Source organism: Bacteroides sp. MSB163, from assembly GCF_036416795.1.
Classification (GTDB): domain Bacteria; phylum Bacteroidota; class Bacteroidia; order Bacteroidales; family Bacteroidaceae; genus Bacteroides; species Bacteroides maternus.
The window spans coordinates 4132578-4147756 of the sequence record NZ_CP143867.1; the positions used below are offsets into that span (position 1 = coordinate 4132578).

At 43.3% G+C, this 15179-nt stretch carries 12 protein-coding genes; 6 read left to right on the forward strand and 6 right to left on the reverse strand.

Annotated elements, in window-relative coordinates:
* Positions 1-13: 13 nt before the first annotated feature.
* Genes VYM24_RS15705 through VYM24_RS15725 form a run of 5 tightly spaced genes read left to right on the forward strand, consistent with a single transcriptional unit; the run spans position 14 to position 6672 of the window.
* A complete protein-coding gene (locus VYM24_RS15705) occupies positions 14-1447 on the forward strand; it encodes a di-heme oxidoredictase family protein (protein WP_330940372.1) in 1434 nt (477 codons plus the stop codon).
* Between the two features lie 45 nt (positions 1448-1492).
* Positions 1493-2704 (forward strand): porin, encoded by a 1212-nt coding sequence (locus VYM24_RS15710; protein WP_291553751.1) that lies wholly within the window; start codon positions 1493-1495, stop codon positions 2702-2704.
* Between the two features lie 19 nt (positions 2705-2723).
* On the forward strand, positions 2724-3458 hold the full coding sequence (locus VYM24_RS15715) for a hypothetical protein (RefSeq protein WP_330940373.1): 735 nt from the start codon (positions 2724-2726) through the stop codon (positions 3456-3458).
* Between the two features lie 12 nt (positions 3459-3470).
* Positions 3471-4625 (forward strand): Rid family hydrolase, encoded by a 1155-nt coding sequence (locus VYM24_RS15720; RefSeq protein WP_330940374.1) that lies wholly within the window; start codon positions 3471-3473, stop codon positions 4623-4625.
* Positions 4612-6672: a cytochrome c biogenesis protein CcsA gene (locus VYM24_RS15725; protein ID WP_299089614.1), complete on the forward strand. Its 2061-nt coding sequence runs from the start codon at positions 4612-4614 to the stop codon at positions 6670-6672. The genes VYM24_RS15720 and VYM24_RS15725 overlap by 14 nt, the downstream gene beginning before the upstream one ends.
* Before the next feature lie 95 nt (positions 6673-6767).
* Here the strand turns inward: VYM24_RS15725 and VYM24_RS15730 are convergent, their stop codons facing one another.
* From VYM24_RS15730 to VYM24_RS15745, 4 genes are all read right to left on the reverse strand, one after another.
* Positions 6768-7121: a DUF2023 family protein gene (locus VYM24_RS15730; protein ID WP_007212218.1), complete on the reverse strand. Its 354-nt coding sequence runs from the start codon at positions 7119-7121 to the stop codon at positions 6768-6770.
* A gap of 22 nt (positions 7122-7143) precedes the next feature.
* Positions 7144-7650 carry a flavodoxin FldA gene (gene fldA / locus VYM24_RS15735; protein WP_299089620.1) on the reverse strand — a complete coding sequence of 169 codons (507 nt, stop codon included), beginning with the start codon at positions 7648-7650 and terminating at the stop codon, positions 7144-7146.
* A gap of 161 nt (positions 7651-7811) precedes the next feature.
* A complete protein-coding gene (locus tag VYM24_RS15740; protein WP_330940375.1) occupies positions 7812-9026 on the reverse strand; it encodes an MFS transporter in 1215 nt (404 codons plus the stop codon).
* Positions 9027-9077: 51 nt separating this feature from the next.
* On the reverse strand, positions 9078-11501 hold the full coding sequence (locus tag VYM24_RS15745) for a sensor histidine kinase (protein ID WP_330940376.1): 2424 nt from the start codon (positions 11499-11501) through the stop codon (positions 9078-9080).
* A gap of 279 nt (positions 11502-11780) precedes the next feature.
* On the opposite strand from VYM24_RS15745, the gene VYM24_RS15750 reads away from it, so the two are divergent.
* Positions 11781-12653: a pyridoxamine kinase gene (locus tag VYM24_RS15750; RefSeq protein ID WP_330940377.1), complete on the forward strand. Its 873-nt coding sequence runs from the start codon at positions 11781-11783 to the stop codon at positions 12651-12653.
* Between the two features lie 37 nt (positions 12654-12690).
* Here the strand turns inward: VYM24_RS15750 and sucD are convergent, their stop codons facing one another.
* Both sucD and sucC read right to left on the reverse strand, forming a co-directional pair.
* The gene (sucD, locus tag VYM24_RS15755; RefSeq protein ID WP_330940378.1) at positions 12691-13563 is read right to left on the reverse strand and encodes a succinate--CoA ligase subunit alpha; all 873 of its coding nucleotides are present in this window, start codon (positions 13561-13563) and stop codon (positions 12691-12693) included.
* Positions 13560-14708: an ADP-forming succinate--CoA ligase subunit beta gene (sucC, locus tag VYM24_RS15760; protein ID WP_330940379.1), complete on the reverse strand. Its 1149-nt coding sequence runs from the start codon at positions 14706-14708 to the stop codon at positions 13560-13562. Before sucC ends, sucD begins: the two co-directional genes overlap by 4 nt.
* Positions 14709-15179 lie beyond the last annotated feature (471 nt).

Sequence of the window (15179 nt, forward strand, 5' to 3'; positions counted from 1 at the left end):
AATTCAATAACGAATGAATGGCTTATTAAAATACTCATTTCCAATCTGTTTTTCACTTCTGGCACTGTTTGCTTGCGAAAATGATGGAGTTGATGTGGATGATATAGAAGTACCTGCCGGCTTTGCCCTCTCTGCCGGTACTGCTACCAACTTCCTGACTTCCTCTTATGCTTATGATAGGTCTGCTGACTGGATAACAGGGGCATACGATAAACGTTTCACCCGTGGTGACAAATTGTATGATGATATCCGCACCAGTAGTAATGGAATAGGGGGAGGACTAGGACCGGTTTATGCCGGTTATTCTTGTGGTAGCTGTCACCGAAATGCCGGACGTACGCAACCGACTTTGTGGAGCGAAGGTGGTTCCGGCAGTTCCGGCTTTTCGTCTATGTTGGTTTATATTAGTCGTAAGAATGGAGCTTTCTTTCAGGATTATGGACGCGTGCTTCATGATCAGGCTATTTATGGTGTGAAGCCCGAGGGAAAACTGAAAGTGGAATATACCTATGAGACTTTCCAATTCCCTGATGGTGAGACGTATGAACTCTGCAAACCCAATTATTCTATTTATGAATGGTATGCGGACAGCATCAAACCCGAAGACCTGTTCTGTACGGTGCGTATTCCTTTGCGCCACGTAGGTATGGGACAAATGATGGCGCTCGATCCCACTGAAATTGAAGCTTTGGCTGCTAAAAGTAATTATCCGGAATATGGTATCAGTGGCCGTTGCAACTATATCTCCGAGAGAGGAGTGAGAAGTTTAGGCTTGTCCGGTAATAAAGCGCAGCATGCCGACCTGACAGTGGAACTTGGTTTCTCCAGCGATATGGGAGTTACGAACAGCCGCTATCCCGAAGAAATCTGTGAAGGACAGGCACAAGTAAATCAAGGCAGTATGATGGGACTTTCTTACGCCCAATTGGATGTATCTACGGAAGAAATGGAGAATGTAGACCTCTACATGCAGAGCCTTAGTGTTCCGGCACGTCGCAATGTGAATAATGAACAAGTAATCAAGGGTGAGCAGAATTTTTATAAGGCGAAGTGCCATCTCTGCCATGTAACCACCTTGCACACAAAACCACGTGGGTCTGTACTGTTGAACGGAACCCGTCTTCCCTGGCTGGGTAGTCAGACAATTCATCCATATTCGGACTTCCTGCTTCATGACATGGGCTCTGAAATTATGGGCGTAGGACTGAATGATAACTACGTAAGCGGTTTGGCCCGTGGCAACGAATGGCGTACGACTCCGCTTTGGGGTATCGGATTGCAGGAAACTGTGAATGGTCATACTTACTTCCTGCACGATGGACGCGCCCGCAACTATGTTGAGGCTATCATGTGGCACGGTGGTGAAGGTGAAGCATCGAAGAATCTCTTCAAAAAGATGAGTAAAGAAGATCGTGATGCTTTGGTCGCATTCCTGAAATCATTATAAAACAAATAACGAACAATAAAACCAATAAGTATTATACAAGCAATTATGAAGAAATTAATTTTAATGGTTGTAATGGCTGCCCTTTCGTTGGCTGCTATGGCACAGCATGAAGAAGATACAGAAAACGGTGTAGTGTCACTTGCCGGAAGAGAGGGATTTACGATAGAAACCAAGAAGGGAGACTTTGTATTCAAGCCCTATCTGTTGGTACAGACTTGTGCAAATTTCAATTGGTATGATGATGAAGGTCTGGATAAGGCATACAATCAGGATAATGTAGCTAATTCCGGTTTCTCAATTCCCTATGCTGTATTGGGCTTCACTGGTAAAGCTTTTGGTAAAGTAGCCTTTAATCTTTCTATCAATGCGGCTGCCAGTGGGGGAGCATTGCTTCAACAAGCATGGTTCGATGTACAATTTAAAAAACAGTTTGCCGTGCGTGTCGGTAAATTCAAAACACCTTTCTCACATGCTTATCTGACGACGTTGGGCGAAACATTGTTGCCGCAGTTGCCAGTATCATTGACTTCTGCTGTCATTCTGCCTTATTCCTTGAATGCGGTAACGCCTAACATCGGTACCGGTTTTGACCTCGGTGTTGAAATTCACGGATTGTTAGCTGATAAATTTGGCTATGAAGTAGGTTTATTCAATGGTACCGGTTCTTCTGTAAATACAGCTACAAAAACTCTGAGTGATGATTGGCATATCCCTTCTTTACTGTATGCGGGGCGCTTTACTTATATGCCTAAAGGTGTGATGCCGTCCACTCAAGGTAATCCTAACCGTTTGAATGAAGATAAGATCATGTTCGGTGTATCGGCTTCAATCAATGTGGAAAGTGAGAATGAAAGTACCAATGATACCCGTGTGGGAGTGGAATTTGCCATGTTAAAGAACAAACTGTATCTGGGTGCCGAAGCATATTATATGAATGTGGGCTTCACGAAACGCCAGAAAATTAATGAAAGCTACAATTACTTGGGTGGTTATGTACAGGGCGGTTACTTTGTTGCTCCCCGTTTGCAGGCTGCCTTGCGTTATGACTTCTTTAACCGTAACGGTACCGGCGATGACGGATTTTTGAATATGCCGGCTGTGGGTATGAATTATTTCTTTAAGGGTTGTAACCTGAAACTCCAGGCTATGTACCAGTATATTGCCCGTACGGGGCATGATACACAACTTGACCGAGATAATGATAATTTAGGTCTGGCCACTCATTCTGCAACAGTAATGCTGCAATATACTTTCTAAAAAAAGAAAGAGAGTAGTTATGAAGAAATGTATATTATTCTTTGCGGCTATCTGGATGACAGTCTGCTTCTGTTCATGTGATGATGGAAGAATCTATGAGAAGGAGATAGAGGTGCAGCGTGGCGGCCGTGTCCTAAAGTTGACAGGTCGTTTCAGTGGTATCAGCAATTGGACGGATGATTATAGTGTCGTTGTGGCAGGCTTCAATGATAAAAGTGAATACGCCGTTGTAACGAAATCACTGCCAGTCAATGTAGCCGATGGAACAGATATCGTTATGACACTGGGAGGTATCAGTGATGATGTGAAATCACTCAAATTGTGTGTTATCAGTCGTTTGCGCGAATGTATTGTCGAATTTAAGACGATGGAAGATGAAGAACTCGCAGCTATTACAGATACTATATTAATGGATGTGGGAACACTGGACGTGGGTATGTTCAGTTCCATCCAGTCGCAGGTTTTCGATAAAAGATGTGTAGCGTGCCATGGGCAGACCGGTTCTGCATCGGGTAATTTATTTCTGACGGAGGGTAAGAGCTATAATGCGTTGGTCAACCAGCCGGCACATAAGAATAGTGATATACTATTGGTGAAACCCGGCAGTGCAGAAGAGAGTTTTTTACATCTGGTCTTGAACAGGGCTGGTGATACGAGTATGAACCATACCGATATGCTGTCAGAAGATGAGCAACCCTTATTGAAACTGATAGATAATTGGATAAACGAAGGTATTTTTTTGAATAACGAGTAAACGATATTGGAAATGAACAACAAAAAACAACAAACCAACCAATCAGAGAATACATTAACTGAGATTTTTAAATATGAAGTAAAAGAAGGCGTTTCAGAGTTTCATGTAATGATTCACTCTACCCGGCCGGAAGATACTTATGAGGAACAATTAAATGCAGTAGCCAATGCCTACAACGATTTGCTTGCAGGTGAATTGAAAGGTGCCATGGCTGTGTTTAAACGTTATTTCCTGAGTGATACCGCCAATCAGGCTGACCTCCTGCTGGCTATCACTGCCGAAAGTTCCGACTGTGCTCTTTCCGTGGTAGAGCAACCCCCTTTGGATGGGACGAAAATAGCTTTGTGGGCTTATTTACAGACCGATGTGCAGACACAAGTGCTGCACAACGGATTGTTTGAAGTAAAGCACAATGCATATCGTCACCTGTGGGGAGGCAGTGTTTTCAATCGTGCTGCAAATTCTGAATACCAGACCCGTTTGTTGCTGAATGACTACGTGATGCAACTTATGGAACAAGGATGTAAATTGGCGGATAACTGTATCCGTACCTGGTTCTTCGTACAGAATGTGGATGTGAATTATGCCGGTGTGGTAAAGGCGCGTAATGAGGTTTTCGTCACTCAGAACCTGACGGAAAAAACACACTATATTGCCAGTACTGGTATCGGCGGACGTCATGCTGATCCTAAAGTATTGGTGCAAATGGATACCTATGCTGTGGCAGGCTTAAAGCCGGAACAGATACACTTCCTTTATGCCCCTACGCATCTGAATCCTACTTATGAGTATGGTGTCAGCTTTGAACGCGGAACCTATGTCGATTACGGTGACCGGCGTCAAGTGTTTATTTCGGGTACGGCAAGTATCAACAATAAAGGGGAAGTGGTATACCCCGGCGACATCCGCAGGCAGACGGAACGGATGTGGGAAAATGTAGAAGCCTTGCTGAAAGAGGCGGAGTGCACATTTGATGATTTGGGACATATGATTGTTTACCTGCGTGACATTGCAGACTATGCAGTTGTGAAGAGTATGTATGACAAACGTTTCCCGGATACTCCCAGAGTATTTGTACATGCGCCTGTATGTCGTCCCGGATGGTTGATCGAAATGGAATGTATGGGAGTTAAGGCTTTGAAGAATAAGGAATATGCACCTTTTTAATTTGAAGAAAAGTCTCGTCTTTTTATATATCTGTCTGGTGGCTTTGCTCGCTATGGTGACCTTTGTGGAGCATGTACACGGAACAGAGTTTGTAGAAAAGTATGTTTATCATACAGTTTGGTTTTGTTGTTTGTGGGGAGTACTTGCCGCATTGGCAGTTGCCGTGTTGGTTAAGCGGCAGTTGTGGCGGCATCTCCCGGCATTGTTGTTGCATGGCTCCTTCCTCGTTATCTTGGTGGGAGCCATGATTACATTTTCATGTAGCAAGAAAGGATATATGCATCTCACAGTAGGTACTGAGGTGGGAACTTTCATAGACCAAGGCAGCAAACGGGTGATCGAATTACCATTCACATTGTGTCTGGACAGTTTCCGGGTGGAGTATTATCCGGGGACGGAAGCCCCGGCAGATTATGTCAGCTATATCCGGGATGCGGAACCAGTTTCCATGAATCGTATCCTCTCTCGTCAGGGGTATCGCTTTTACCAGTCTTCTTTTGATGATGATAAGGAGGGGAGTTGGTTGTCGGTGAATTATGATCCGTGGGGAATAGGGATTACGTATGCAGGATATATTTTGCTGGGTATCTCCATGTTGTGGATGCTTGTCAGTCATAGTGGAGAATTCCGCAGATTGCTCAGGCATCCGTTGCTTCGGAAAGGAGGAATATTTGTGTGGTTGCTCATGGCTACGGGAATGGTGGTGCAAGCGGAAAACAGAAGCCTTCCGGCACTTGCACTCAGACAGGCGGATAGTCTGGCATCCAAACAAGTGATTTATCATGATCGCGTAGTACCTTTTAATACCCTTGCACGAGACTTTGTATTGAAACTGACCGGGAAATCTTCTTATGGTGGCATGACACCCGAACAGGTTGTCGGAGGTTGGTTACTCCGTCCGGAGGTTTGGCAGAATGAACCGATGATTTATATAAAGAGTGCGGAACTTCGTCATTTGCTCCGATTGCCTTCTTCCTATGCCCGTCTTACTGATTTGTTTGATGGGCAAAACTATCGTTTGCAGGAGTTTTGGAAAGGTGGGCAGAAGCCACACATGAAAATGACTTCGTTGGAAAAGGCTATTATGGAAACGGATGAAAAGGTAGGATTGATACTGATGCTACGGAGTGGAACGCTTATCCGTCCTTTACCGGAAGATGGGAGTATAAAACCACTGTCTGACGTAAAGGTGCGGGCTGAAATACTGTACAATCGCATTCCATTCAGCAAACTGTTGTTTATGTTCAATCTGACTGTAGGGATGCTGGCATTTTTCTATTTACTTTATTGCAGCATGCATCGTTCAGCGGGTAAGGCATGGAGCGTTTTTACAGTTGCACTTTATGTGGCATTTCTTTTTCAACTCTTTGGCTACTGTTTGCGGTGGTATATTGGCGGGCGTATTCCGCTGAGCAATGGATATGAAACCATGCAGTTTATGGCACTGTGTACACTTCTGCTTGCGTGCATATTCCGGCATCGCTTCTCTTTTACTTTACCTTTTGGGTTGATTATTTCGGGTTTTGCCTTATTAGTAGCTTATCTTGGGCAGAACAATCCTCAGATCACTCCTCTGATGCCTGTGTTGCTGTCTCCTTGGTTAAGTATCCATGTTTCTCTGATTATGGTATCTTATGCATTGTTTGCCTTTATGATGCTAAATGGATTACTGGCATTCTGCATAGGAGGCTGGCGAAAAAAGGTAATCGATTCGGAGATTCAGGAACAGCGTAAGGTCCGTGTGGAGCAATTGATGCTTTTTAGTCGGTTGATGCTCTATCCGGCAGTATTTTGTCTGGGGGCGGGGATTTTTATTGGTGCTGTGTGGGCGAATGTTTCATGGGGGCGCTATTGGGCCTGGGACCCGAAAGAAGTCTGGGCTTTGATCACCTTTTTAATCTATGGTGCGGCATTTCACGGACAATCGCTTGCCGTCTTTCGGCAACCCCGGTTTTTCCATGCTTATATGGTGTTGGCTTTCCTTACGGTGCTGATGACTTACTTCGGAGTAAATTATTTGCTGGGCGGTATGCATAGCTATGCTTGATGTGTCTTTCTATTTCGGGATAATATAATAAAAATGCCTACGGAATCCGCAGGCATTTTCTACAAAAACAACTAACTAAACACATGCAAAGTTAATCAAGCGCACCGGACTTTTCTTTCACAGTACCGTTCGCATTGCGCACATATATCATAACCTAACATTGCCCCGAGTATAAAATCTTCTTCGGGAGACAGCTTGTTCAGTGGCTGCCTTACCAAAAGACGGATTGCTTCGATACATTCCTTGCGTCCAAAGAAAAGATTGATCCTGCCGTTTCCTACCGGCTGGATAACATAGCTTATCTTTTGGTCTGTCAGGCGTTTCACGGCAAAAGCTTCATACTTCTTGTTTGTAGTATAAAGTACCATCTGGCGTACTCCTTTCTTAAATTCGTAGATGTGGTTCAGGAATACTTTCAATTCTACCGGGTTAATGTCAGATATTGTCATAAGGCTATGGAATAAGAGAAAATTATGCCAAGTGATTTTTTATGTCGTTCACCCAAGCGTCGATACGTTCTTCCGTCTTATCACTTTCGTTGATGTCATCAAGAGCGAGTCCGACAAACATACCATCGATAACGGCAATAGAGGAGGAGAAAGAATAATCTTTTGCAGATACCTTACCAACGGTGGTGCAACCGGAATCCTTGATATCTTCGTATATGATACCCATACCATCGCAGAATGTATCGCAATAAGACTCAGAGTCACCACAACCGAACAGAGCAATTGTTTTTTCTTTCAGGTCTGATTCCTTCAACACTTTAACGCCATCATACCAGTCATCCTGCAGTTCACCGTCACCCCAAGTGGAAGTTCCTAAAAGAAGAGCTTCGTATTCCTTTACCATGTCGGCGTTCATTTTGCTGACATCGATTACATCGGATGCGGGGACGCCAAGTTTAGAAGCGATTGTTTCGGCAATGCCTTGCGTAGTTCCGGTTGAGGAACCGTAAAATATTCCTATTTTCTTCATACTATAAAATGGTTTAATTTGTACGGTTACAAAGTAACGGCATCAGAGGGGGTTATGAAATACCCACAAATAATGAAATGCTTCTTTGTACCTAACCACTTATAGGTATGATGGGTAGGAAGTGTCTTGCCCATTTGGATGATTTTATAAGTTTCTTCATACTAATCAGATATTTGCTTACGGTTTTTCTTCAGATCAGGTAGGAACCAGGTAACCAATCCGAGTAACGGCATATAAGCGCAGACATTATAAACAGCTTCGATGCCGAACTTATCCGCCATATTTCCCAATACAGCCGAGGCAATACCTGCCACTCCGAAAGCAAATCCGAAGAATAATCCGGAAATCAGTCCCAGTTTACTGGGTAATAACTCCTGCGCATATAACAGGATAGCAGGAAAAGCAGATGAAAGAACCAGGCCGACACAGAAACTCATAATAATTGTGGCAAGCAAGCCTACATGAGGCATCAGTATACTGAAAGGTGCAGCACCGAGAATAGAACCCCAGATGACATACTTTCTTCCGATACGATCTCCGATAGGACCACCCATCAGTGTACCGATGGCTGTAGCTACAAGGAATACAAAGAGGTAAAGCTGGGAGTCCTGCACACTTACTCCGAATTTATCAATCAGATAGAAAGTGTAATAGCTGCTTAAGCTTGCCATATAAATATATTTGGAGAAGATAAGTACCAGCAGGATAGAAATGGAAAGAACCGTTTTCCCCATAGGCAAAGGCATCTGCATATGAGGTTGCAGGGCAATATGATCACGTTTCATCCGGGTAATGTATCCTTTGTACCATTTGCCGACAGGTATCATTACCATGATTGCTATCACCGATAAAATAGCGAATAATGCGATGTTGTGTCTGCCATAAGGCGCTACAATTAAAGCTACCAGTAACGGTCCCAGTGAGCCTCCCAGGTTTCCACCCACCTGAAACAGGGATTGCGCCAGACCTCTTCTACCTCCGGAGGCGAGTGAAGTGATGCGGGATGCTTCCGGATGAAGTACGGAAGAACCTATACCTATGATGAATACCGAGAACAATACCCAATAAAGATTGGTGGAAAAGGCCAGATTCAACATCCCCGTCATAGTGAACAGCATACCCATTGGTAGTGTCCAAGCAAACGGGCGCTTATCAAAAAACAATCCGAATACGGGTTGGAACACTGATGCGGACATCTGATAAACCAGCGTAATCAATCCGATTTGTGCAAAACTCAGTGTCAAGTCCTCTTTGAAAAGCGGATATGTGGCGGTTATGACGGATTGCAGTAAGTCGTTCAGACAATGGGAAATACTTAATGCAATCAATATCGGATAAGCTATCGAGCTTACCGGGCGTTGTTTATTCTGTTGCATGATGGTTGCGTCTCTAATGTAAATCGGGCGCAAAGGTACAAAATAAAATGATTAATACGGATGAGTGAACCAAAAGCATGAACCTTCTCCTTCGGTTGATTCCACTCCGATTTTTCCTCCCATCTGAGATACTAAACTTTTGCAGATGGAAAGTCCGAGACCGGTACCCTGTACAAAGGTGTTAAGTTTCACAAACCGCTCGAATATACTATCGAGTTTTTCTTTGGGAATTCCGACACCTGTATCACGTACATAGAATTTAATTTCGTGGGGTGACGTCTGTTCATACCCCAAAGCTATGGTGCCTTGTCTCGTGAACTTTAATGCATTGTTTATGAAATTGGTTATGACCTGCATGAATCGGTTCTTATCTGTATAAATATGACAATCGGGCATATACTTCTCGAAGACCAGGTCCACAGTTTCCGGTACTTTCATCTCCAGCGACTTGATGATTTTCATGCAGCTTTCGTTTACATCCAAATCGGAGCGTACGAAGTCGAATGTTCCGGACTCTATTTTCGAAAGATCGAGAATATCAGAAACCAGTTGCAGGAGCAATTCATTGTTTGTTTCTACTATTTTAATATATTCCTGGCGTTCTTCCCTGTCGTCTGTTTCTGCCAGCAGACTGGAAAAACCAACGATGGAGTTGAGCGGAGTACGTATTTCATGGCTCATATTGGCAAGGAAAGCAGATTTCAAGCGGTCCAGTTCTTCGGCTTTGTCACGGGCAATGATCAGCTTCTGTTCTGTCTCCTTCAAGGGAGTAATATCATAGTTGATACACAGCATTTCAATAACTCCATCCTGAGGACGATAATCCCTGACCATTACGTTTATACTGGTCCACGAATATTTTCCGTTACCTTTATCGACACGTACTTCTTTACTTAAACTTGTGGCTTTTCCTTCTTTAACCTGACCTACAAATTGTTTCAGGACAGCGCAATCTTCCGGGTGTACATGCGAATATACTCCGATGACCTGAGGCATGGGAGTGTTTTCCTTTTCACCTAAATTCCGATACCATGTATCTTGGGCATACCCGTCTCTTGTCATTATATTAAAATGAGCAAATCCCACTTTTGCATAGTCGCCTATTAAGAGGAACAAATGTTCAAACTCTTGTATTTTGCTGTATGCACTGGTGGTTTCTGTAGTATCTATATTGATAAACAGGTAATTACTGAATTGATTTTGTGAATCGTAAAGCAGAGCTACTTTTGTTTGAAGATTGATAACATCTTTTCTTTGACTTGTTACGTATCGGTCGAGCTTAGAGAAGTCATAATTAATCGAGAAGTCCACATTCTCTTTGGCACGCAATTTTTCTTTCACGTCTTCGGGGATATTGGGATTCTCGAACAGCGATACCCCCAGTGCTTCTTTCATATCCGTTAGGCCGAATATCTCAAGTTCTTTATCATTCATATCTACCAGATACCCGTCTTTGTTGTAAAGCTCGATACCTACCGGCAGATTCTTATAAATATTGCGAAGAATCTTTTCACTGTGATCCAATGCGCGGCGATCCTCTTTAGCCTGAAGTTCCGCTTTGCGTAATTGGAGGCAAATGCTGATGATGTTTCCTAAAGAAGAAAACCATTGATGGTCGATGTTACTCCAGCTGCGGTGTGTTCTGACCATATCGATGCCCATATATCCCCATACCTTATCTTTCGATAGGAGAGGGACCGCCATTACCGATTTAATATCTTGCACCTCCAGGGTATCACGGTAAATTTTTGCTTCGGGCGGCATATCATCCAACGTATTTAGAATGATTGATCTCTTTTCTGAGATTTGGCGATCCCACCAGAGAGAATCATCCCAAGGTACATTCTGTAAGAAATCCAGTTCTTGGGATATTCCTTCGGCTGTTGCTTCGTAAATGCAACTCTGCACTTTATGTTCCTGGTCTATTTCGAATATATAGGTACGGTCTCCTTTGGTTTGTTTGAGGAGATCTGCCAATATTTTATTGATGATCTGTGTAATATCATCCGATTGTAGAAAAGCGAGCAATGAATAAGAAAGACTGTTTTGTTGATAAAGCAGGCTGTTTACCTGGAGAGAGTCTGTACTTTCACTTGTTTCTTCGGTCTGCTTGTCTATACATTGCAGATATCCTATTATATTTTTGTACCCCTCTTCATCCGGTTGTTTGAAGCTGATTTTAGAATATACCCATATGTCCTTCCCATCTTTTGCCTGGATGGGGAACATCTGCTCGTAGGTTTCTATATTTGTGAGCGAAAAGTATTCATTTCTGAGTCGCCTCCGATGATCTTCCCGTATTCTTCCGTGAAAATCTTCGAAACTGATCCGGTCACTTTCAAGTCCGAGTAAGTCAATGATAAAGTCAGAACAAATATATTGGCGATTCTTCAGGTCCGATTCCCACCAACCCATTTTGGCCATTTGCGCAATCTGGCAATATTTATCACAGTCAAAGTCTGGCTTCTCTTTCATATATCTTTTTGCTCCTGTTTTCTATTCCTTATTAAAATCTCAGTGGGCAAATATAGAGATAACTTTTATATTTTAGTGGTTTTGTTGTAAAAAGAATGTTTATAACTGTCTAAACCTATAGGTAACCGGCTTTTATCGATGCAAGATGCTACTTCCGGAGAAATTAAAATCCCTAAACATTTTCCCTTTAAGCTTGTTCTTTATTCCCCGTAAAGTTATCTTTGCGGGGATTTTTGTGTGAACGAAGAATGTGGTAGTATTGGGTAATAAAACTCTAAAATGTATACAAATAAAGTAAAGAGAATAGCTGCCGTTCATGACCTGTCTGGTTTTGGACGCGTATCCCTCACAGTCGTTATTCCTATTTTGTCTTCCATGGGCTTTCAAGTTTGCCCTTTACCTACGGCTGTGCTCTCCAGTCATACGCAATATCCGGAGTTCTCTATTCTTGACCTGACGGATGAAATGCCTAGAATTATTGCCGAATGGAAAAAGCTGGATGTGCAGTTTGATGCTTTTTATACAGGTTATTTAGGCTCTCCCCGACAGATACAGATTGTTTCGGATTTTATAGATGATTTCCGCCAGCCGGACGGCTTGGTAGTGGTTGACCCCGTATTGGGAGACAACGGACGGCTATATACTAACTTTGATGAATCGATGATCCGGGAGATGCGCCATCTGGCAGCGAAAGCCGATGTGATAACCCCGAATCTGACTGAACTTTTTTACCTGATGGACAAACCTTACAAAGCAGATAATACCGATGAAGAATTGAAAACCTATCTTCGATTTTTATCCGATGCCGGTCCTCAGGTCGTTATTATAACAAGTGTTCCCGTTCACGGCGAGAGCCACAAAACTTCGGTATATGCCTACAACCGGGTAGGGAATCGTTACTGGAAAATTACCTGTCCTTATCTGCCTGCCCATTATCCGGGAACGGGAGATACCTTTACGAGCGTCATCACCGGAGCTTTATTGCAAGGCGATAGTCTTCCTATTGCCTTGGATCGTGCCACGCAATTCATCCTTCAGGGCATTCGTGCCACTTTCGGTTATGAGTATGATAACCGGGAAGGAATTCTACTTGAAAAAGTATTGCATAATCTGGATATGCCAATCCAGAGTGCCAGCTACGAATTAATTTGAGTATCTTTGATAATCAGAAGATATGATACTTGAGTCATTATTGTATTATTAGTTCTTTTAATAAGACAGGAACTTCTGCCGGTTCTTTGGCCACCCGTATCCCTGTTGCTGTGAGTGCTGTAATCTTCCCTTCAGCCGAACCTGAGCTACCGGAAATAATAGCTCCTGCATGTCCCATTTGTTTTCCCGGGGGAGCCGATTGCCCGGCTATGAAGGCTACTACGGGTTTGTTCACATGCTTCTTTATATACTCAGCTGCCAGTTCTTCCGCATTTCCGCCGATTTCACCAATCATGACAATGGCTTCCGTGTCCTCATCGTTCTGGAACATCTCCAGCAGTTCGCGGAAGTAAAGGCCCACTACAGGATCGCCTCCCATGCCGATGGCGGTGGACTGTCCCATGCCATTGACCGTAAGGTGGTAAACTATCTCATAAGTCAATGTGCCGCTACGGCTGATGACTCCGACATTTCCTTTTTTAAAAATATTACCGGGCAAGATGCCTGCCAGACTTTTCTCCGGAGATATTAAACCGGGGCAATTGGGTCCGATGAGCATTGCGCCTTTCAGTTGGGTGAAACGATAGGCTTTTATTACATCAAGGATGGGGATACCTTCGGAGATACAAATAATCAGTTTGATTCCCGCATCCGCCGCTTCCATAATGGCATCTGCCGCATGGCTTGCCGGCACGAATATGATGGAGGCATTGGCCTGTGTCTTTTCTACCGCTTTGTGCATGGTGTTGAAAACGGGAAGCCCTTCGATGGTGCTGCCGCCTTTTCCGGGAGAGGTGCCGCCCACCACATTAGTACCGTATTCTTTCATTTTCACAGCGTGAAAGTGTCCGTCTCTGCCCGTAATTCCCTGTACCAACAGGCGGGTCGATTTATCGATAAGTATGCTCATGCAATTTCTCCTTTCACTGATTTTACTGCCATCAGAGTGGCTTCATTCATAGTTTTCGCCACCTGAAAACGGTTGCTGTCCTTTAATAATTTCCTGCCGATATTCTCATTGGTTCCCGTCAGTCTTACAATTACGGGTATGTCCGTTTGCAATTGGTCGAAAGCCTGTATCAGACCGATAGCCACATCATCACAACGGGTGATGCCGCCAAATATATTGATGAAGACTGCTTTTACTTTCGAGTCATTCAGCAATATCTTCATGGCTTCAATCACCTTCACGGGGTTTGAACTGCCTCTGATGTCCAGAAAGTTGGCCGGTGAACCACCATAGAGTTTAATCATATCCATTGTAGTCATTGCCAGTCCGGCACCGTTTACCATGCAACCGATATCACCGTCCATGTGTACATAACTGAATCCTCTCTCTTTGGCCGTGGCTTCCAGTTGTTCTTCCGGAGTCGGTTCAAAAAGGGCCTGTACATCGGGATGGCGATAGAGCGCGTTGTCATCGAATATCATTTTGGCATCGATAGCCAGCAGTGTGCCTTTAGCTGTCAGTACCAGTGGATTGATTTCGGCTAGTGAAGCGTCATTTTCTATGAATGCTTGGTAGAGATCTTGTAGGATAGTGGTCATGCGTTTGGCCTGTTCCGCTTGTTCGAAGAGCGTAAATGCAAAACGTTGTGCCAGATATTTGGGCAATCCTATCAGTGGATCAATGTTGTAGCGGATAATTTTTTCCGGAGTTTTACGGGCCACTTCCTCAATATCCATTCCACCTGCCGCACTCATGATGAGGGCGACTGAGCGAGCATTGCGGTCGATGGTGAAGCTGACATAATATTCAGCCGCGATGTCTACAGCTTCACTGATCAGGATTCGGGTTACAGTAAATCCTTTGATGGTCATATTCAGGATTTCCTGAGCATGCTGCCTCACAAGCGCTTCGTTGTCTGCCAGCTTGACGCCTCCGGCTTTTCCTCGTCCACCGGTCAGCACCTGAGCTTTGATGGCTACTTTGTTCACTCCTAATTGTCGAAAAGCAGCTACTGCTTCATCGGGTGTATTACATAACATGTGCCGTTCTACCGGGATACTATAACGGGAGAAAATCTCTTTTGCCTGATATTCATGTACTTTCATGGATTATGGATTGTAGATTACTATTTATCTTAAACAAACGGAAGAGCTAAAAAGTTGTCAAATAAGTGATTAAGAAGAGTAATAAGAGAAAAGAGGCAGGCTTGTCAGCCGCAAGTGAGTAATATTATGAGCTAGGTCTTATGTGTGGATATAAACTGACAATATATACAACTTTTCAGTAAGATAATAAATAGAAAAGTTTTATGACTTTATGGACGGTATTTTATGTTTTATAAGGTTTCTTTTTATGACAGTATAGTGCCTTTAATTTTGACTTTTAAATATGCTTTTACTGTGCTTTTATTCCTTTTATAATGTTGTTTACATGTAAATACTGAATTTTTTCATTAATTATATTCTATTTTTATGAAAACCAGTTCTTTTTGTTTTTATGATTTATTGGTTTCTATATTTTGTCATTTTAAAAATATTGCCAAGGCGATAATAACTGATCCGTAAAATGAAAAAAAC